Annotated in this window: 19 protein-coding genes; 12 read left to right on the forward strand and 7 right to left on the reverse strand. The window is 66.3% G+C overall.

What is annotated here, in order from left to right; all coding sequences use genetic code 11:
* The 9 genes from ABIC94_RS08685 to ABIC94_RS08725 all read left to right on the forward strand — a co-directional run bounded on the left by ABIC94_RS08685 (position 1) and on the right by ABIC94_RS08725 (position 8,486).
* Complete coding sequence (locus ABIC94_RS08685) at positions 1 to 237, forward strand: hypothetical protein (RefSeq protein WP_354372614.1); 237 nt, start codon at positions 1 to 3, stop codon at positions 235 to 237.
* A 72-nt stretch (positions 238 to 309) separates the two neighbouring features.
* The gene (locus ABIC94_RS08690) at positions 310 to 1,707 is read left to right on the forward strand and encodes a DUF2252 domain-containing protein (RefSeq protein WP_354372615.1); all 1,398 of its coding nucleotides are present in this window, start codon (positions 310 to 312) and stop codon (positions 1,705 to 1,707) included.
* A gap of 48 nt (positions 1,708 to 1,755) precedes the next feature.
* On the forward strand, positions 1,756 to 2,550 hold the full coding sequence (locus ABIC94_RS08695) for an SDR family oxidoreductase (RefSeq protein ID WP_354372616.1): 795 nt from the start codon (positions 1,756 to 1,758) through the stop codon (positions 2,548 to 2,550).
* 12 nt (positions 2,551 to 2,562) lie between these two features.
* Positions 2,563 to 3,024 carry a PaaI family thioesterase gene (locus ABIC94_RS08700; RefSeq protein WP_258506108.1) on the forward strand — a complete coding sequence of 154 codons (462 nt, stop codon included), beginning with the start codon at positions 2,563 to 2,565 and terminating at the stop codon, positions 3,022 to 3,024.
* 29 nt (positions 3,025 to 3,053) lie between these two features.
* Entirely contained in the window at positions 3,054 to 4,070 is a 1,017-nt protein-coding gene (locus tag ABIC94_RS08705; RefSeq protein WP_354372617.1) for an NADP-dependent oxidoreductase, read from the forward strand.
* Positions 4,071 to 4,165: 95 nt separating this feature from the next.
* A complete protein-coding gene (locus tag ABIC94_RS08710) occupies positions 4,166 to 5,821 on the forward strand; it encodes an isovaleryl-CoA dehydrogenase (RefSeq protein ID WP_354372618.1) in 1,656 nt (551 codons plus the stop codon).
* 50 nt (positions 5,822 to 5,871) lie between these two features.
* Positions 5,872 to 6,837, forward strand: coding sequence for a glutathione S-transferase family protein (locus tag ABIC94_RS08715; protein ID WP_354372619.1), 966 nt, complete (start codon positions 5,872 to 5,874; stop codon positions 6,835 to 6,837).
* Between the two features lie 80 nt (positions 6,838 to 6,917).
* Positions 6,918 to 7,823, forward strand: coding sequence for an SDR family oxidoreductase (locus ABIC94_RS08720; protein ID WP_354372620.1), 906 nt, complete (start codon positions 6,918 to 6,920; stop codon positions 7,821 to 7,823).
* A 24-nt stretch (positions 7,824 to 7,847) separates the two neighbouring features.
* Positions 7,848 to 8,486, forward strand: a complete 639-nt coding sequence (locus tag ABIC94_RS08725) for an ABC transporter ATP-binding protein (RefSeq protein WP_354372621.1) — start codon at positions 7,848 to 7,850, stop codon at positions 8,484 to 8,486.
* Between the two features lie 5 nt (positions 8,487 to 8,491).
* On the opposite strand, the gene ABIC94_RS08730 is transcribed toward ABIC94_RS08725, so the two are convergent.
* Together ABIC94_RS08730 and gcvA are read right to left on the reverse strand one after the other, a co-directional pair.
* The gene (locus ABIC94_RS08730) at positions 8,492 to 8,848 is read right to left on the reverse strand and encodes a Pr6Pr family membrane protein (protein WP_354372622.1); all 357 of its coding nucleotides are present in this window, start codon (positions 8,846 to 8,848) and stop codon (positions 8,492 to 8,494) included.
* 31 nt (positions 8,849 to 8,879) lie between these two features.
* A complete protein-coding gene (gene gcvA, locus ABIC94_RS08735) occupies positions 8,880 to 9,809 on the reverse strand; it encodes a transcriptional regulator GcvA (RefSeq protein ID WP_354372623.1) in 930 nt (309 codons plus the stop codon).
* Positions 9,810 to 9,919: 110 nt separating this feature from the next.
* On the opposite strand from gcvA, the gene ABIC94_RS08740 reads away from it, so the two are divergent.
* The gene (locus ABIC94_RS08740) at positions 9,920 to 10,630 is read left to right on the forward strand and encodes an FMN-dependent NADH-azoreductase (RefSeq protein ID WP_354372624.1); all 711 of its coding nucleotides are present in this window, start codon (positions 9,920 to 9,922) and stop codon (positions 10,628 to 10,630) included.
* A gap of 22 nt (positions 10,631 to 10,652) precedes the next feature.
* On the opposite strand, the gene ABIC94_RS08745 is transcribed toward ABIC94_RS08740, so the two are convergent.
* Together ABIC94_RS08745 and ABIC94_RS08750 are read right to left on the reverse strand one after the other, a co-directional pair.
* Positions 10,653 to 11,684: an aldo/keto reductase gene (locus ABIC94_RS08745; protein ID WP_354372625.1), complete on the reverse strand. Its 1,032-nt coding sequence runs from the start codon at positions 11,682 to 11,684 to the stop codon at positions 10,653 to 10,655.
* A gap of 34 nt (positions 11,685 to 11,718) precedes the next feature.
* Positions 11,719 to 12,915, reverse strand: coding sequence for an MFS transporter (locus tag ABIC94_RS08750; RefSeq protein ID WP_354372626.1), 1,197 nt, complete (start codon positions 12,913 to 12,915; stop codon positions 11,719 to 11,721).
* 100 nt (positions 12,916 to 13,015) lie between these two features.
* Here ABIC94_RS08750 and ABIC94_RS08755 point away from each other — a divergent pair, with 100 nt between their 5' ends.
* Positions 13,016 to 13,978, forward strand: a complete 963-nt coding sequence (locus ABIC94_RS08755; protein ID WP_354372627.1) for a LysR substrate-binding domain-containing protein — start codon at positions 13,016 to 13,018, stop codon at positions 13,976 to 13,978.
* On the opposite strand, the gene ABIC94_RS08760 is transcribed toward ABIC94_RS08755, so the two are convergent.
* From ABIC94_RS08760 to ABIC94_RS08770, 3 genes are all read right to left on the reverse strand, one after another.
* Complete coding sequence (locus ABIC94_RS08760; RefSeq protein ID WP_354372628.1) at positions 13,927 to 14,685, reverse strand: fumarylacetoacetate hydrolase family protein; 759 nt, start codon at positions 14,683 to 14,685, stop codon at positions 13,927 to 13,929. The two genes, ABIC94_RS08755 and ABIC94_RS08760, sit on opposite strands and share 52 nt — an antisense overlap.
* 323 nt (positions 14,686 to 15,008) lie before the next feature.
* Complete coding sequence (locus ABIC94_RS08765) at positions 15,009 to 15,986, reverse strand: Bug family tripartite tricarboxylate transporter substrate binding protein (RefSeq protein WP_354372770.1); 978 nt, start codon at positions 15,984 to 15,986, stop codon at positions 15,009 to 15,011.
* A 117-nt stretch (positions 15,987 to 16,103) separates the two neighbouring features.
* Positions 16,104 to 17,345, reverse strand: a complete 1,242-nt coding sequence (locus ABIC94_RS08770; protein WP_354372629.1) for a pyridoxal-phosphate-dependent aminotransferase family protein — start codon at positions 17,343 to 17,345, stop codon at positions 16,104 to 16,106.
* A 121-nt stretch (positions 17,346 to 17,466) separates the two neighbouring features.
* Between ABIC94_RS08770 and ABIC94_RS08775 the strand changes: the two genes are divergently transcribed.
* Positions 17,467 to 18,162: a GntR family transcriptional regulator gene (locus ABIC94_RS08775; protein ID WP_354372630.1), complete on the forward strand. Its 696-nt coding sequence runs from the start codon at positions 17,467 to 17,469 to the stop codon at positions 18,160 to 18,162.
* Positions 18,163 to 18,166: the final 4 nt, after the last annotated feature.

Raw genomic sequence — 18,166 nt, forward strand, 5'->3', positions numbered from 1 at the left:
ATGGTCAACGCCGCCCCCAACAACACCCCCAACCCCGTCAAGCCACCGAAGCCGCATGCGCGGCTCGAAAAGTGGATCTGGATCCTGATCTACGGCGGCCTGTTTCTCGTGATTCTCGGCATTGCCACGGGCCGCACCGAGCCGGCGCTCGGCTGGTCGATGGCCGTGCCCGGCGGCGTGGTTGCCCTGGTGGGCGTCGTGCTCATCTACGTGCGCTCGCGCCTCGACGGTAAGTAGGCAGGAAGGCCCGCCCTATGCTCATGAAACCCTTCATCGGTGCGGTGCGCGAAGCGCGCCAGCGCATGGACCATGAAGTCTGATTTCCGCGCGCCCGACGCCAAGGCTTCACCGGCCGATCGGCGGGCATTCGGCCGGGCACAGCGCGCCCGTTGCGCGCTCGACCAGTGGGCGGATGCGCCCAAGCCCGACGCAACCGGCCGCGATCCGCTCGGATGGCTGAAGGCCTCCAATCGCGGCCGGGTGCCCGAACTGGTGCCGGTGCGCCACGGCCGCATGCTGGCCACCCCGTTCACCTTCTATCGCGGCGCTGCCAGCCTGATGGCGAACGACCTGGCGAGGCTGCCGCACAGCGGCATCGCGACACAGCTGTGCGGCGACGCGCATCTCGCGAACTTCGGCTTCTTCGCCAGCCCCGAGCGCTCCCTCGTCTTCGACATCAACGACTTCGACGAAACCCTGCAGGGCCCTTTCGACTGGGATGTGCGCCGGCTCGCCACCTCGTTTGTCGTGGCTGCGCGCGATCTGGGCTTCAAGCCGCGCGTCGGGCGCGACGCGGTGCGGCAAATGGCCGAGGCGTACCGTGACCGCATGCGCCGCTTTGCGCGGATGGACACGCTGGATGCCTGGTACGCACGCCTCACCTCGCAAACGCTGCTGAAGCTCGGCGCCGAGGATGCGACCGAGCTCGCGGTCATCAAGAAGGCCCGGCGCAGCACCTCGCGCGTGTTCGCCGAAGAGGCGACCGAGATGGTTCAGGGCCGTCTCATGGTGCGCGACCGGCCGCCGTTCGTGTACCACGACGCCAAGGCCACCGCGCGCGAGATCGGCCGCTTTCGGGCCGGGTTGCCGGCTTTCCTGGCGCAATACCGCGCAAGCCTGACGCCCGAGCGCCAGCGTCTGTTCGACCGCTACGAGCTGCACGACGTTGCGGTGCTGACGCCCGGTGTCGGTTCGGTGGGCCGGCGCTGCTTCTTGTTGCTGTTGGTGGCAGACCAGATTCATCCCCTGTTCTTGCAGTGCAAGGAAGCCGGTGAATCCGTGCTGGAAGCGCACCTGGGCCCGGCGCCGGAATCGGGCTCTCCAGGCGAGCGCGTGGTGCACGGGCAGCGGTTGGCACAGGCTGCCAGCGACGTTTTCCTCGGCTGGGCCGAGGCGTCTGGCGGACGCGGCTTCTATGTGCGCCAGCTGCGCGACATGAAGGCTTCCTACAAGCTCGAAGACTTCAAGCCGGTCGACCTCGTCGAGTTTGCCGAGGCCTGCGGCTACAGCCTGGCGCGTGCGCATGCCAAGGGCGGCGACGCCTGGGCCATCGCCGGCTACCTCGGGCGCTCCAAGACATTCAACACCGCTCTCGCAGACTTTGCCGAGGCCTATGCCGACGTCAACCAGGCCGACTGGCGCGGGCTGAAAAAAGCAGTGGCGTCGGGCAAGTTCGCCGCCGCCAAAGCCGTCGGCGATGCCTCGTAGCGGCGGCGGCCACCCATCCTTCCTTCACATGTTCCGGAGACAACAGACATGACCCCCCGCACCACCAGGCAACTCTTCGACCTCACCGGCAAGACCGCTCTCATCACCGGCGGCTCGCGCGGCCTGGGCCTGCAAATGGCGCATGCGCTGGGCGAGGCCGGCGCCAAGATCATGCTGAGTTCGCGCAAGGCCGAAGACCTGGAGCAGGCCGCGGCCGAGCTGCAATCCGCCGGCATCGACGCACGCTGGATTGCCGCCGACTGCTCGAAGGAAGAAGAGACGCGCCGCCTTGCCGACGAAACGCTGCAGCGCATGGGCGCCATCGACATCCTCGTGAACAACGCGGGCGCCAGCTGGGGCGCTCCGGCCGAGAGCCACCCGGTCGAGGCGTGGGACAAGGTGATGAACCTCAACGTGCGCGGCTATTTCATCCTGTCGCAGCATGTCGCCAACGGCTACATGATTCCCAAGAAAACGGGCCGCATCATCAACATCGCGTCGATCGCGGGCCTGAACGGCAATCCGCCCGAGATGCAGACGCTGGCCTACAACACCTCGAAGACGGCGGTGATCGGCTTCACGCGCACGCTGGCCGCCGAATGGGGCAAGTACAACATCAACGTGAACGCCATTTGCCCCGGCTTCTTCATGACGAAGATGGCCGCCGGGCTGATCAAGTCGCTGGGCGAGGAAAAAATGGCTTCGCATGCGCCGCTCGGCCGCCTTGGCGACGAAGAAGACCTGAAGGGCCTGACCCTGCTGTATGCAAGCGATGCCGGCAAGCACATCACCGGCCAGTGGCTGGCTGTGGACGGCGGTGTCAGCGTGGTGCTCGGTGCGTAAGCTTGGTGCGTAATGACTGAAGATTCCACCGACATCAACATCCGCTCGTACACGAGCCAGATTCCGTTCGCGCGCCACCTGGGCTTCGAACTCACGAAGTTCGAGGGCGGCGAGTCCGAGATCGTCTACACCGCCAAGCCCGAGCACCTGAACACCTTCGACGTGACCCACGGCGGCGCCTGCATGACCCTGCTCGACATCACCATGGCGGCCGCCGCGCGCAGCGTGGCACCCGAGACGGGCGTGGTCACCATCGAGATGAAGACCAGCTTCATGCAGCCCTCGGTCGGCCCGCTGCATGCGCGCGGCACGCTCATTCATCGCACTGCGACGCTGGCTTTTACCGAAGCCAAGATCTACGACGAGCAGGAGCGCGTGTGTGCCCACGCCACCGGCACCTTCAAGTACGTGAAGCGCCGCCTGCCCACGGGCCCCGCCAGCGCCAACGCGATGCGCCCGCCTTCTACCGATTAACGACAGACAGCATTTCTCCGGAGACTTCCATGCCCACCAACAAACAGATTCACCTCGACAACCGCCCCGATGGCGAAGCCGTTGCCGGCAACTTCAAGCTCGTGACTGCCGAAACGCCCGCGCTTGCCGACAACCAGGTGCTGGTGCGCCACCACTACATGAGCCTGGACCCATACATGCGCGGCCGCATGAACGATTCCAAGAGCTATGCGCAGCCGCAGCCGCTGGGCCAGACAATGCAGGGCGGCACTGTCGGCGAAGTGGTGGAAAGCAAGCACCCCAAGTTCGCTGCAGGCGACAAGGTGGTCGGCTTCGGCGGCTGGCAGGAATACAGCGTGGTCGACGCCTCGCAGCCCGGTGCGCTGAAGAAGGTCGACACCACGCACGTGCCGCTGTCGCACTACCTCGGCGCGGTCGGCATGCCGGGCGTAACGGCCTGGTATGGCCTGGTGAAGATCATTGCGCCCAAGGCCGGCGAGACGATGGTCGTCACGGCCGCCAGCGGCGCGGTCGGCAGCGCGTTCGGCGCGCTCGCCAAGGCGCGCGGCTGCCGCGTGGTGGGCATCGCAGGCGGGCCGGACAAATGCAAGTACGTGACCGACGAGCTCGGCTTCGACGCCTGCATCGACTATCGCCAGCACCCTGATGTGAAGAGCATGAGCGCAGCACTCAAGGAAGCCTGCCCCAACGGCATCGACGGCTACTTCGAGAACGTCGGCGGCTACATCTTCGACGCGGTGCTGCTGCGCGCCAATGCCTTCTCGCGCGTTGCGCTGTGCGGAATGATCGCGGGCTACGACGGCCAGCCGCTGCCGCTCACCAACCCGGCGCTGATCCTCATCAACCGCATGAAGATCGAGGGCTTCATCGTCAGCGAGCACATGGAAGTGTGGCCCGAGGCGCTGACCGAGCTCGGCACGTTGGTGGCCACCGGCAAGCTCAAGCCGCGCGAGTCGGTTGCGCAAGGCATTGAGGCTGCCCCTGAGGCCTTCCTGGGTTTGCTCAAGGGCAAGAATTTCGGCAAGCAACTGGTCAAACTGATCTGATGATGGACTGAACGCACGGCAAGGCCGGTCATGCACGCCGCGCCGGGCCGCCCCAAGCAAGCGTGCACCGCAGTGCGAAGCACGGAGGTATTCGAATGAATTCGACGCACGAGGTGTTCAACCAGCCCGAGCCGCTGGTGGACTACAACCTCTTCGAAACCAACCGGCCCCTGCGCGATGCGTTGAAGTTCAATGCGCCGCAGCTGCAGGTGGCGCCATTGCAGGAGCTGGGGGTGACCGTCGGCTCGGCCGAGATGCAGGCGCATGCGCGGCTCGCCAACACCCACGCGCCCGAGCTGCACACGCACGACCGTTTCGGGCGGCGCATCGACGAGGTGGAGTTTCATCCGAGCTATCACCTGCTCATGACAGCCGCCGTGGGTGCGGGCCTGCACGGCACGCCGTGGACCAGCACTTCCGCTTCGCCGCACGTGCAGCGTGCCGCCGGCTTCATGCTCTTCACAGAGTTGGAGTCGTCGGTCCTTTGCCCCATCTCGATGACGTATGCCGCCACGCCGGCGCTGCGCGGCAATGCCGGCGTGTACGCCGACTGGGGCTCCAAGCTCGGCAGCCTCTGGTACGACCCGGCGCTTGCGCCGTTCAACGGCAAGCCCGGCCTGACCATGGGCATGGGCATGACCGAGAAGCAGGGCGGCTCCGACGTGCGGGCCAACACCACGAAGGCCGTGCGCGAAGGCAGCGACGCCTGGGGCGAGCGCTACGCCATTACCGGCCACAAGTGGTTCTTTTCGGCGCCGATGTGCGATGCCTTCCTGGTGCTGGCGCAGGCGCCTGCCGGGTTGAGCTGTTTCTTCCTGCCACGCGTGCTGCCCGAATGGATGGGGGGCGAGGGCACGCGCAACGCCATTCACATCCAGCGCCTGAAGGACAAGCTCGGCAACAAGGCCAACGCCAGCTCGGAGGTCGAGTTCCACGGCGCCAGCGCCTGGCTTGTGGGCGAAGAGGGCCGCGGCATTCCGCAGATCCTCGAGATGGGCACCATGACGCGGCTCGACTGCGCGCTCGGCACCAGCGGGCTGATGCGCCAGGCGCTGAGCCTGGCCATCAACCACACCGTGCAGCGCAGCGCTTTCGGCAAACCGCTCGTCGAGCAGCCGCTCATGAAGAACGTGCTGGCCGACCTTGCCCTCGAAAGCGAAGCCTCGACCGCGCTGGCCATTCGCCTGGCCCGCGCCTTCGACCACCAGGACGACGCGCATGAACGGCTCATGTCGCGCCTGCTCACGCCGGTCGCCAAGTTCTGGATCTGCAAGCGCGGCAGCCACTTCGCGCAGGAAGCCATGGAATGCCTGGGCGGCAACGGCTATGTGGAAGAGGGCGGCGAAGGAACCATGGCACGCATCTACCGCGAGATGCCGCTCAACTCGATCTGGGAAGGCGCCGGCAACATCATGGCGCTCGATCTGCTGCGCGGCCTGCGCAAGGGCGATGCCGTGGCGGCACTTGCCAAGGAACTGGCGCCCGCGCGTGGAGAGCACGCGGCACTCGACCGGTTGGCTGACGCATTGCCGGCGCGCATCGAGGCCATGGCTTCCGAAACCGAGGCGCGCCGTCTGGCACAGGACGTGGCTTTGGCGGTGCAAGCTGCGTTGCTCGCGCAGACTGCGCCGCCGGCCGTCGTCGGCGCTTTCTGCGAATCGCGCCTGGGCGGGGACTGGGGCAATGCCTTCGGCACGCTGGGCGCGGGCACCGATTTCGATTCGATCATCGAGCGTGCAAGCCCTTGTTGATCGCATCTCCTGAACTTCCGAAGAATTCAAAAAAGACCACAAGGACCCCGATGCCCGAACTCATCCTCCACCACTACAACACCTCGCCGTTCTCCGAGAAAGTCCGGCTCATCCTCGGCGCCAAGAAGCTGCCGTGGAAGTCGGTCTTCATTCCGCCGATCATGCCCAAGCCCGATGTGGAGGTGCTCACGGGCGGCTACCGCAAAACGCCGTTCCTGCAGATCGGGGCCGACATGTACTGCGACAGCGCGCTCATCGCCGACGTGCTGGAGCACCTGCAGCCTGAGCCCACGCTTTATCCCGAACCGGAGAAGGGCATGTCGCGCATCCTCGCGCAATGGGCCGACACTACGCTGTTCTGGGCTGCGATGGCCTGGAGCCTGCAGCCGCGAGGTGCGGCCGAAGTGTTCGCCAAGGCGCCGCCCGAGGTTGCCAAGGCCTTCGGCGAAGACCGCGGCAAGATGAGCGCCGGCAACATGGCGCGCCTGCGCCCGGCCGACGCCACCAGCGCCTACAAGTCGTATTTGCGCCGCCTGTCCGACATGCTCGACGACAAGCCCTACCTGCTGGGGGAGGCGCCCTGCATTGCCGATTTCTCGGCCTACCACCCGCTCTGGTACACGCGCCGCATCGAATCGGTGAGAACCATCCTCGACCTGACGCCAGCGGTGATCGACTGGATGGACCGCATGGCCGCCATTGCACACGGTGCGCCCGAGAAGTTCAGCGCCGACGAGGCCATTGCCGTTGCCAAGGCGGCCACGCCGCACACGCTGCTCACCGACAGCACCTTCCAGGACGACCACGGCATTCCGCTGGGCAGCGCCGTCACTGTTCGCGCCGAGAGCTTCGGCCTGGAGGAAACCCCCGGCACGCTGGTGGCTGCCACGCGCACGCACTACACGCTGGAGCGCAGCAGCGAGCGCGTGGGCACGGTGCATGTGCATTTCCCGCGCATCGGTTACGTGCTGAAAAAAGCAGAGGCCCGAAACGCGTTGACGCGGGCACCTTCGTGACTGCGCCGGCGCGCTTTCCGTATTTCAATAGGGCCTTCAACGTCAGAGACAGACATTCAACGCAAGAAGGACACCGGCAAATGATTCAGGACTTCAAGGGCAAGACGGCCGTACTCACTGGTGCGGGTTCGGGCTTCGGCCTCGAGTGCGCACGCATCGGAGCGGCGCGCGGCATGAACCTCGTGCTGGTCGACGTGCAACAAGACGCGCTCGACAAGGCCCAGGCCGAGATGGAAGCCGCCGGCGCTCAGGTGCTTGCCCGCAAGGTCGACGTGTCCGACGCCGCGCAAATGGAAGCACTGGCCGCCGCCGTGAAGGAGCGCTTCGGTGCGCCGCACTTCGTGTTCAACAACGCCGGCGTGGGCGCGGGCGGCTTGGTGTGGGAGAACACCGTGGCCGACTGGGAATGGGTGCTGGGCGTCGACCTGTGGGGCGTGATTCACGGCGTGCGCCTGTTCACGCCGATGATGCTCGAAGCTGCCGCCAAAGACCCGGGCTACCGCGGCCACATCACCAATACGGCCAGCATGGCGGGCCTGCTCACGCCGCCCAACATGGGCATTTACAACGCCGCCAAGGCGGCGGTGGTGAGCCTGACCGAAACGCTGTACCAGGACCTGAACCTGGTCACCGACCAGATCGGCGCGAGCCTGCTGTGCCCGTATTTCGTGCCCACGGGCATCACGAGCAGCGAGCGCAACCGCCCGAATGCTCCCAAGGAAACCGAGCTCACCAAGAGCCAGCTCATCGGCCAGGCCATGAGCAACAAGGCGGTGAGCAGCGGCAAGATCACGGCGGCCGAAGTGGCGGCGAAGGTGTTCGACGCCATCAGCGACAACCAGTTCTACGTGTTCAGTCACCCGAAGGCGCTGGGCAATGTGAGGAGCCGCATGGAGAACATCGTCGCGGTCAAGAATCCGGCGGATCCGTTTCTCGAGCGGCCTGAGATTGGGCAGAAGTTGCGGGAGCAGTTGCGGACGGCTTGATCGTTTTTCGGCTCCAACCTGGGCATGAATCCTTTCACTTCTCCCCCGATCCTTCAACTCCAGGATCTGGGCTTCGCGTACCCGGACCAGCCCGCGCTGGCGTCCGGTTGGTCTGTGTCCATCGGGGAGGGCGTCACGCTGCTGTATGGCGACACCGGCACCGGAAAGTCCACCTTGCTTCGCGTGATGGCCGGCGCGCTGGCTGCGACCGGGCGGCTGACGGTAGTGGGCGCGCGGCTCGACCTCGCACCCGATGCCTATCGCCGGAACGTCTTCTTCTGCGACCCAACGACGGAAGCCTTCGACCAGGTCACGGCCCACGCATGCACGGCAACGCTCAGCGAAGGTGATGCGGGTTTCGATGAGGCTTCATGGCAAGGCCTCGTCGAAGGCTTCGCACTGACCCCGCATCTCGAGAAACCGATGTACATGCTCTCGACCGGCTCGAAGCGCAAGGTGTGGCTGGCGGCAGCACTGGCATCGGGACGTCCGCTGGTGCTGCTCGACGAGCCTACGGGTGCGCTCGATGCCCGATCGATTCATCACCTGTGGAATGCGCTGGCCCGGCGCGCCGCGCAGCCCGGCCGCGCCGTCGTCGTTGCGAGCAGCGAACGCGTCACCGCGGTGCCGCTTGCGGGCTGCATCGAGCTGCCGCTGCGCTGAAGCTTTCAGGCCGCCGGCGCTGAAGGAAGCTGCTTCTCCAGCAGCCGCAAGCCGAATGCCATGACCAGGAAGATCACGGCAACCACCACCGAGTTGAGCACCGCACGCCCGAACCCCAGCGCACCGACATCCATGAACGGATACGGATACCAGCTGACGAACGCACCGCGCGCGAAGGCGTAGACGATGTTCGCGTCGATGGTGAAGTAGCTGAAGAGCCGCACGAAGCGCTCGAGATGCGTCGGGGCGGCTCCCGCGCCACCGGTGATTGCTGCGGCGAGTTCGAGGCCGATGCCCGACAGCGCGGCGAGTGCGACAACGCCGTGAAGAAGGCGCGCCAGTGCGACGTTCATGTTCTTCATCTTGGGTGCCTTTCAGGTATGTGAGGCTGCATCAAGCAGCGGCCGCGGCCTGCGACGCGATCCAGTCCCAGACGCCGCGAATCGCCGGTTCATTTTCGCGTCCGTGCGCCGTGGTGAGAAAGTAGCTCCCGGTGTCGAGCACAGGCCCGAAGGGTTGCACCAGCGCGCCGCTGCGCAACTCTTCGGCCGCGAGTGTGAGGCTGAGCAGCGCCACGCCATGGCCCGCGAGTGCGGCGAGGATGGCGTGGGTTTCGTCGGAGAACGACAAGCCCGCGGCCTTCATCGATCGGCCCCGGGGCGGCGCAATGCCGGCCTCGCGAAACCAACGCGGCCAGGTTGCGGGCGCAGTGGCGCCGGGCTGCCAATCGGCGTGAATCAGCTGGTGCTTCGTCAAATCGCTCACGCGCTTCAGGCTCAGCATGGGGCTGCACAGCGGGGCGTATTGCTCGGCCATCAACTCGCTCACCGTGAGGCCGGGCCAGTTGCCGCCGCCTGAGCGCACGGCAATATCGGCGTCGCCGCGCGCCAGGTCGACCAGCGTGTCGCTGGCATGCAGCCGCAGCTCGATGCCGGGGCACGCCTTGCGGAAGCCGGCTATGCGCGGCAGCACCCAGCGTGCCGCAAAGGCGGTGTTGGTGGAGAGCGTGACGGCCTGCAATGCAGAGGGTTGGCGCAGCCTTTCGACCCCCGCCTCGAGCGCATCGAAACCCGCGCGCAGATCGTCGAAGAGCCGCTGGCCCGCGGGCGTCAACGCGAGCTGCCGCGTGAGCCTGCGGAACAGCGGCTGGCCGAGCGTGTCTTCGAGCGCGCGCACCTGATGGCTGATGGCCGAGGGCGTTACCGAGAGCTCAAGCGCCGCGCGCTGAAAGCTCAGATGCGCGGCAGCCGCTTCGAATGCGCGCAACGAGAGCAGGGGCGGCAGGTGCCGCGGACGGCGGATGGATGAGCCAGTTTCGTTCATCGATGGAGAAATGATCGTTTGTCGCAGCTTGCGAGCGTCTCTAGATTAGAGGCCTGTGCAGACATTTTGAATGCATCTGACAGAACAGATCAACTCACCCATCGAAGACCATGAACTTGAACCTTCTCCACATCGACACCAGTGCCCGCCCCGGGCTTTCGGGCATCGCCCCTCACGGCTCGCACACGCGCCGGCTCTCGGCGCGCTTCGTCGAGCGTTGGCGCAAGGCCCGCCCGAACGATCGCGTCGACTATCTCGACGTGGGCCAGCATCCGCCGGCGCACGTCAACGGCCGCTGGATCCACGCGGCCTTCACCCCACCCGCCGAGCGCGAGCCCTGGATGGCCGAGGTATTGGCCGAGAGCGACCGGCTCGTCGACCAACTGGTTGCCGCCGACGTGATCGTGGTGGGCTTGCCGATGTACAACTTCAGCGTGCCGGCGCAGTTCAAGGCCTACGTCGACAACATCGTGCGCGTGGGTCGTACCTTCGGCTTCGATCGCGCACGCGGCGCCGTGCCGTACTGGCCGCTGCTTGCGGATGCGGGCAAGCGCATGGTGTTGCTCGGGGCGCGCGGCGACCATGGCTATGGGCCGGGCGGACGCATCGCGCACCTGAATCACACTGAAAGCTCGGTGCGTTCCGTGTTCGGCTACATCGGCATTACCGATGTGTACGAGGCGGCGGTGGAGTCCGACGAATTCGGCGGCGAGGAGCTCGCGCAATCGCTTCGCAAGGCCGAGCAGGAAGTCGACCGGCTGGTAGACCAGCTCGGCGGAAGGCTGGCGAATGAGCGCTCTCCAGACGCCGCGTTGGCCTAGGCGCCTATCGATCTCAGCCGGCTCACACCGCCACCGGGCTGCGTTCGGCGAACTGCCCGTTCCAGTACGGGTAGTAAGGGTAAGGCGGCGTCACCGCGCTTGCCGCATCGAGCCGTTTGATCTGGTCGGCGCTGAGTTGCCAGCCGAGCGCGCCGAGGTTCTGCTTGAGCTGATCTTCGTTGCGCGCACCGATCAGCACGCTCGACACGGTGGGCCGCTGGAGCAGCCAGTTGAGCGCGATCTGCGGCAGCGTCTTGCCGGTTTCCTCGGCCACCTGGTCCATGGCATCGACCACGCGGTACAGGCGCTCGTCGTCCACGGGCGGTGCGAAGCCGGCGGTTTCATGCAGGCGGCTTCCCGCGGGCAGCGGCTGGCCGCGTCGCACCTTGCCGGTCAGGCGACCCCAGCCCAGTGGGCTCCAGACGATGGCACCCAGGCCCTGGTCCATGCCCAGCGGCATCAGTTCGAATTCGTAGTCGCGGCCGATCAGCGAGTAGTAGGTCTGGTTGGCCACGAAGCGCTGCAACCCCAGCCGGTCGGAGGCCGAGAGCGATTTCATCAGCTGCCAGCCCGAGAAGTTCGACGCGCCGATGAGCCGCACCTTGCCCGCGCGCACCAGGTCGTCGAGCGTGTCGAGCACCATCTCGACCGGCGTCATCGCATCGAAGGCGTGCAGCTGCAGGATGTCGATGTAGTCGGTGTCCAGGCGCTTGAGCGCGGCCTCCGTTGCGGCGATCAGGTGGTGACGCGAGGCGCCGACGTCGTTCGGTCCGTCGCCCGCGCGCAGCGAGAGCTTGGTCGAGATGATCGCCTTGTCGCGCCGGCCCTTGAGTGCGGCGCCGAGTATCGATTCGGACGCGCCGTTCGAATACACGTCGGCCGTGTCGAACAGCGTCACGCCGGCATCGAGCGCCAGGTCGACGATGCTGCGCGCGCCCTCGACATCGGTGTTGCCCCAGGCGCTGAAGAGCGGGCCTTGCCCGCCGAAGGTGCCGGCGCCGAAGCCGAGCGCGGGGACCTTGAAGCCGGAGCGGCCGAGAAAGCGTTGTTCCATGATGGTGTCCTTGTAGTTGTCGTTGAGTAGTGTTTCAGGCTTGCGCCGAAGAGGCGCAGTCGGCCGGAGCGCCGTTGTTGCTCTCGCGACGGTCGAGCGAACGGCTCCAGAGCGCGATCGCCAGCCCGATGAGCGTGAGCAGCGCCGCCGCCCAGCCAAGCGCACGCAAGCCCGGGCCATGGTCGATGACCACGCCACCCATCCATGCGCCGAGCGCATTGCCCAGGTTGAAGGCCGCGATGTTCAGGCTCGACGCCAGGTTCTGGCCCGCGCCCGAAGCCTTCTCGAGCACGCGCAGCTGCATGGGCGCCACGGTCGCGAAAGAAGCGATGCCGAGCAGGCCGACGAACACCACGGCGGTGAACGGCGTGCCGATGGTGAACTGCATCGCGCCGAGCACGGCGGCCAGTGCCACCAGCGTGCCGAGCACAGCGGGCATCGTTGCGCGGTCGGCCAGCTTGCCGCCCAAAATGTTGCCAACGGCAAGGCCGCCGCCGAACACCAGCAATATCGGCGACACCGCCGATTCGGGCAGGCCGGTGACTTGCGTCAGCAAGGGCTGGATGTAGGTGAACACCACGAACACGCCAGCGAAGCCGAGCACCGTCATCGCAAGGCCCAACAGAACCTGCGGCCGCGCGAGCACCGCGAGCTCCTCGCGCAGCGGCGCCGGCCTGGCTTCGCCCCTGACGCGGGGCACGAACAGCGCAAGCACCGCAAAGGCCAGCACGCCGATCAACGTCACGGCCCAGAAGGTGGCGCGCCAGCCGTACTGAAGCCCGAGCCAGGCACCGGCCGGCACGCCCAGCAGCGTGGCGGCAGTCAGCCCGGTGAACATGATGGCAATGGCCGAGGCGCGACGTTCCGGCGCCACGAGACCGGTGGCCACGACCGAGCCCACGCCGAAGAAGGTGCCGTGCGCGAGCGAGGTGACCACGCGCGCGGCCATCAGCAGCTCGTAGTTGGGCGCGAGCGCGCAGGCCAGGTTGCCGAGCGTGAAGATCGCCATCAGCGCCAGCAGCACGGTCTTGCGCGGCAGCTTGCGGGTGGCGATGGTGAGCACGGGCGCGCCGACAGCAACGCCCAGCGCATAGCCCGAGATCAGCAATCCGGCTGCGGTGATGGAGACATGAAGATCCGTCGACACCTGCATCAGCAGGCCCATGATGACGAATTCGGTGGTGCCTATTCCGAAGGCACCGGCGGTAAGGGCAAGTAGAGCAATTGGCATGATGGCTCTACTGTGCGGGTTATCCCCATGGATGACTAGAATGCCGCCTGTACATAGACTTGTGAATTGAAGTCACAGTATTGAGAGCAAGGAAACCGCCATGCCGCGTATCGACGTCAACCGCTCCGGTGAAATGGAAGCCTTCGTGCAGGTGGTCGAGTCCGGCGGCTTTTCCGCCGCGGCGCGCCTGCTCGACATGACGCCTTCCGCGGTGAGCAAGCTGGTCGCGCGGCTCGAACTGCGGCTTGGCATTCAGTTGGTGCACCGCTCCACGCGCAAACTGCAGCTCACGCCCGAGGGCCGTCACTTCTACGAGCGCAGCACGCGCGTACTGGCCGACATGGACGAGGCCGAGCGGTGCGCCGCCGCGGGCGCAGCGCCGCGCGGGCGGGTGAGCATCAATGCGAGCGTGTCTTTCGGGCACCACAAGCTGGTGCCGCTGGTTCCGCGCCTGCTCGAGCTGCATCCGCAAATCACGCTGGACATTGCGCTGACCGACCGCATCGTCGACCTGATGGACGAGCGCGCCGACATCGCGATCCGCTGGGGCCAACTGCCGTCGTCGGACTTGGTGGCGAGGCGCCTGGGCGAAACCAGCCAGGCCATCGTGGCCTCGCCCGATTACCTTGCCAAGTACGGCACGCCGCGCACGCCGCAGGAACTGGAGGCGCACAACAGATTGGGCTGGAGCTACCGGCGCAATACGCCTGATTGGCCGTTGCGTGTCGATGGGCGAATGATCTCGTTGCCCGTGGCCGGGCCGGTGCGCGCGGGCGACGGCGAAACCTTGCGACAACTTGCGATAGCCGGCGCGGGCGCGGCGCGGCTGTCGCTGTATCACATCCAGCACGACATCGATGCCGGCCGGTTGGTGCCGCTGCTGGAGGAATTCAATCCGGGCGAGGTGGAGCCGATCCACGCGGTGTACATCGGCAAGGCCGGCACCTTGCCTGCCCGCGTGCGCGCGGTGCTCGATTTTCTGGTGGCGTGCTCGGGCGTGGGGGGAGGGCGCTACACGATCAAGCGAACCGAGCCGATGCCGGCAAATTCCGCCGTCACCTGATCGCCGCGGCTGCAGGGAAGCAGGCCCACCCACGAGCCGGTTGTCACGATGGTGCCGGCCGGCGCGGTCTGGCCGTGCCGCGTGATGTGGCGCAACCAGATGGGCAGCAGCCACGCCGGGTCGCCCAGCGGATGAGTGCCTTCGCGCACCACGGTTTCCGCATTGCCGACTTTTGTTTCGCAGTGCTGCGAAGCCCAATCGACCGCCGCATAGGGTTGCCATTCGCCAAGAACCAGTGCGCCGTGCACTTGCGAATCGGCAAGGCGCAGAAGGGCGGGCGCGGCGGCCAGGTCTTGCCAGCGTGAATCGACGATCTCCACCGAAACAGCCATGGCATCGATCAGCGAAGCCGCGTCGCCGTGGTCGAGCTTCGCGGCCATGGCAGGCGTTACGTCCTGCCCGAGCCGCAATGCGATTTCGGCCTCGATGCCGGGTGCGTGAAAGACGAGGTCACTGAAGTCCGCCGGACTTGTGCGCACGCCGTGCGGAGGCAGAGGCGCATGCGTGAGCGTTGCGCTGCGCGAGCCGCCGCCGGATTTCCAGTAGCCCGGCACGGTGCCGGATTTGAACCAACCAAGTGCGGAAGCGACAGCGTCCTGCACTTCGTAGGCTTGCACTGCATCTTGAAGCGTGTCGGCCAAGGGTGCAGCGTCGAGTGTGCGATTGGATTGGCGCGCGGCGATCAGCGCGTCGGCGAGGGCTTTCATGGATGGGTTCATTGCTGTGATTTTGTCAGTTGCCGCTTTTCGGGGCGCGTGCACAGGCCACCGGGTACTCCCCTCCGCGAATGTCCCCCGCCTTCGGCTCCTCCTTTATTTCGCTGCGGGGAGTACCCGGCGCCCTGTGCACCAGGGCACGCTGCTGGTGTTCCGCCGATCAACGACCGTTGCGCATAACGATCACGCTGATGGGGTGCCTTGCGCAGCGAAATAAAGGAGGAGGCCGCAGGCCGGGGGACATTCGCGGAGCAAGGTACCCCGTCGGCGTGATCGCGCCCTGAACGAATCACTTCCACCAGAAGCGCGTCGCGTCAGGTGTCCACATGAACCTTGCCGTCCTTCACCACCTTGGCCCACTTGGCAATCTCGGTGGCGATGAATTGCTTGAACTTGTCTTGCGAACCGCCACCGTCCTCGGCGCCGTAGGTATCGAGGCGCTCCTGCACGTCGGGCATCGCAAGTACCGCGTTGACGTCGCGATTCACCTTCTCGGCCACGCTCACCGGCAGCTTGCCCGGGCCCGCAAGTCCGTACCAAGTGGTCGCTTCGAAACCCGCAAAGCCCTGCTCCTGCATCGTGGGCACATTGGGGTGCCCCTTGGCGCGCTTGGTGCGCGTTTGCGCCACGGCCAGCACGCGGCCGCTTTTTACGTGCGGCGTGGCTGCGGTCATGGTCTCGAAGCTGTATTGAATCTGGCCGCCCATCAGGTCGGCCAGCAGCGGGCCGCTGCCCTTGTACGGCACATGCAGCGCATCCACCTTGGCTTGCAGCTTGAACATTTCAAGCGCCAGGTGCTGCGCCGAGCCCGCACCCGCGGAGCCGAAACTCACCGTGCCGGGCGAGGCCTTGCACGCGGCCACGATGTCGTTCACCGTGAGCGCCTTTTGCGCCGGGCTGGCAATCAGCAGGTTGGGCGTCACGCCCACCAGCACGATCGGCACGAAGTCGCGCTCCACGCTGTAACGCAGCTTGGGCTGCAGGCTGGGCGCGAGCGCATGGCTGTTGATGTGCGCCATGAGCAGCGTGCTGCCGTCGCTGGGCTGCTGCGACACATACTCGGCCGCCAGCACGCCCGCCACGCCGCCCTTGTTCTCGACGATGACCTGCTGGTTCCACATGGTCGTGAGCTTCTGGGCCACCACGCGCGCCAACGCATCGGTGCCCCCGCCGGGTGGAAAGCCCACCACGATGCGCACCGGCCCCGAAGGCCACTCCTGCGCGAAGAGCCGGGGCACGCCCAGCGTGGCGGCTGCGGCGCCTGCGGCTTGAATCAGCGAACGTCTCTGCATCATCTCTGTCTCCAGTGTGGTGGTTCCGATGCGTGCCGGACTGACAAGTCCGGCAAGGTGACGGCCGCCGCGCCGTTCGAGCGACGCGCTGCGGCCGGTGTCGAGCGGGTCCGTGCGCTACGCGGCCTTCTGCAGTGCCGCGGATGCGGCGTGGCTTGCGAAATGGTCCATGGTCGCGTGCACGCCGCTGCCCGCCAGCTTGATGCCGGAGAGCTTCATGCCCATTTCCACGCCCGCCACCATGGCCACCAGCGTCAGGTCGTTGCTGTCGCCCAGGTGGCCCATGCGGAACATGCGGCCCTTGAGCTTGCCGAGGCCGGTGCCCAGAGAGAGGTCGAAGCGCTGGTGGATGAGGCGGCGCAGCGCATCGGCATCGACGCCTTCGGGCGTGATCACGCCGGTGAGCACGGGCGAGTACACGGCCGGGTCGGCGCACTGGATCGGCAGGCCCCAGGCGTTGACCGCCGCGCGCACGCCGGCAGCCCAGCGCTGGTGGCGCGCGAAGACGTTGTCCAGCCCTTCGCCGAGCAGCATGTCGAGCGATTCCGACAGGCCGTAGAGCAGGTTGGTGTTGGGCGTGTAGGGCCAGTAGCCGTCCTTGTTCATCTCCACGATCTCGTCCCAGGCCCAGAACGCGCGCGGCAGCTTGGCGCTTTTGGAGGCTTCGAGCGCGCGCGGCGAGAGCGCGTTGAAGCTGATGCCCGGCGGCAGCATCAAACCCTTTTGCGAGCCGCTGATGGTGACGTCCACACCCCATTCGTCGTGCCGGAAATCGGCGCTCGCCAGGCCCGAGATGCTGTCGACCATCAAGAGGGCCGGGTGGCCCGCCGCATCGATGGCCTTGCGCACCGAGGCGATGTCGGAAGTGACGCCGGTGGAGGTTTCGTTGTGCACCACGCACACGGCCTTGATCTTCTTTTCGGTGTCTTTGCGCAGGCGCGCCTCGATCAGGTCGGCCTGCACGCCGCGGCGCCAACCGGCAGCTGCGGGCAGGTGTTCGTCCTTGCCCGTCCAGGCGAGGAATTCGGTGGAAAGCCCCAGCCGCGCGGCCATCTTCTGCCACAGCGAAGCGAAGTGGCCGGTTTCGAACATCAGCACGTGGTCGCCCGGGCTCAGCGTGTTGGCGAGCGCGGCCTCCCATGCGCCGGTGCCGGAGGCGGGGTAGATGGCAACCGGGTGCTTCGTCTTGAAGATCTGCTTGATGCCGCCGAGCACCTTGAGCCCCAGCGTGCCGAACTCGGGCCCGCGGTGGTCGATGGTCGGCAGGCTCATGGCCCGCAGGATGCGGTCGGGCACCGGGCTGGGGCCGGGAATCTGGAGGAAGTGGCGGCCGGTGGGATGGATGTCGAGTTGCAGCATGGACTGTCCTTTCGCTTTCAGTTTTGCATTCAAAATTGATTTATGGATGATGGTTTACCCTTATGCATAGAGGTTGTTGGTGTCGTTTTTTGCATTCAAAATGCATTCAAGGGAAACAGACATGACCGCAGACATCATCGAAATCTCGCGCCTTGCGCTGCACGACCAGGTGGCCGCGCGCCTGCGCACGATGCTGGTCGAAGGGCACATTGCCCCGGGCGCCAAGCTCAATGAACGCGAGCTTTGCCTTCAGCTGCGCGTGTCGCGCACGCCGCTGCGCGAGGCCATCAAGCTGCTCGCGGCCGAAGGGCTGGTCGACCTGCTGCCCAACCGCGGCGCCGTGGCGGTCAAGCTCACCGAGGCCGACGTGCTCAACACCTTCGAGGTGCTCGCCATGCTCGAAGGCATGTCGGGCGAGCTGGCGGCCAAGCGCATCACCGACGAAGAACTGGCCGAATTGCGCGCGCTGCACTACGAAATGATGGCCTGCTTCGCGCGGCGCGATCTCTCGGGCTACTACCGCCTGAACGCGCGCATCCACACCGCCATCAACGAGGCCGCGGGCAACCCGGTGCTTGCCGGCACCTACCGTTCCATCAATGCCCGCGTGCAGTCGCTGCGTTTCAGAACCAACCAGAACGACGCCAAGTGGAAGCACGCGGTCGAAGAGCATGAGCAGATGGTCGAGGCGCTGGCCGCACGCGACGCACCGGCGATGCGCAAGGTGATGGTCGCGCACCTGATGCGCAAGCGCGACACGGTGCTGGAGCTGATGCGCGCCGGCGAAATCTATCCCCAGGCCAACAAAGCGAGCTGAGTCC

The organism is Variovorax paradoxus (genome assembly GCF_040544635.1).
Classification (GTDB): domain Bacteria; phylum Pseudomonadota; class Gammaproteobacteria; order Burkholderiales; family Burkholderiaceae_C; genus Variovorax; species Variovorax paradoxus_R.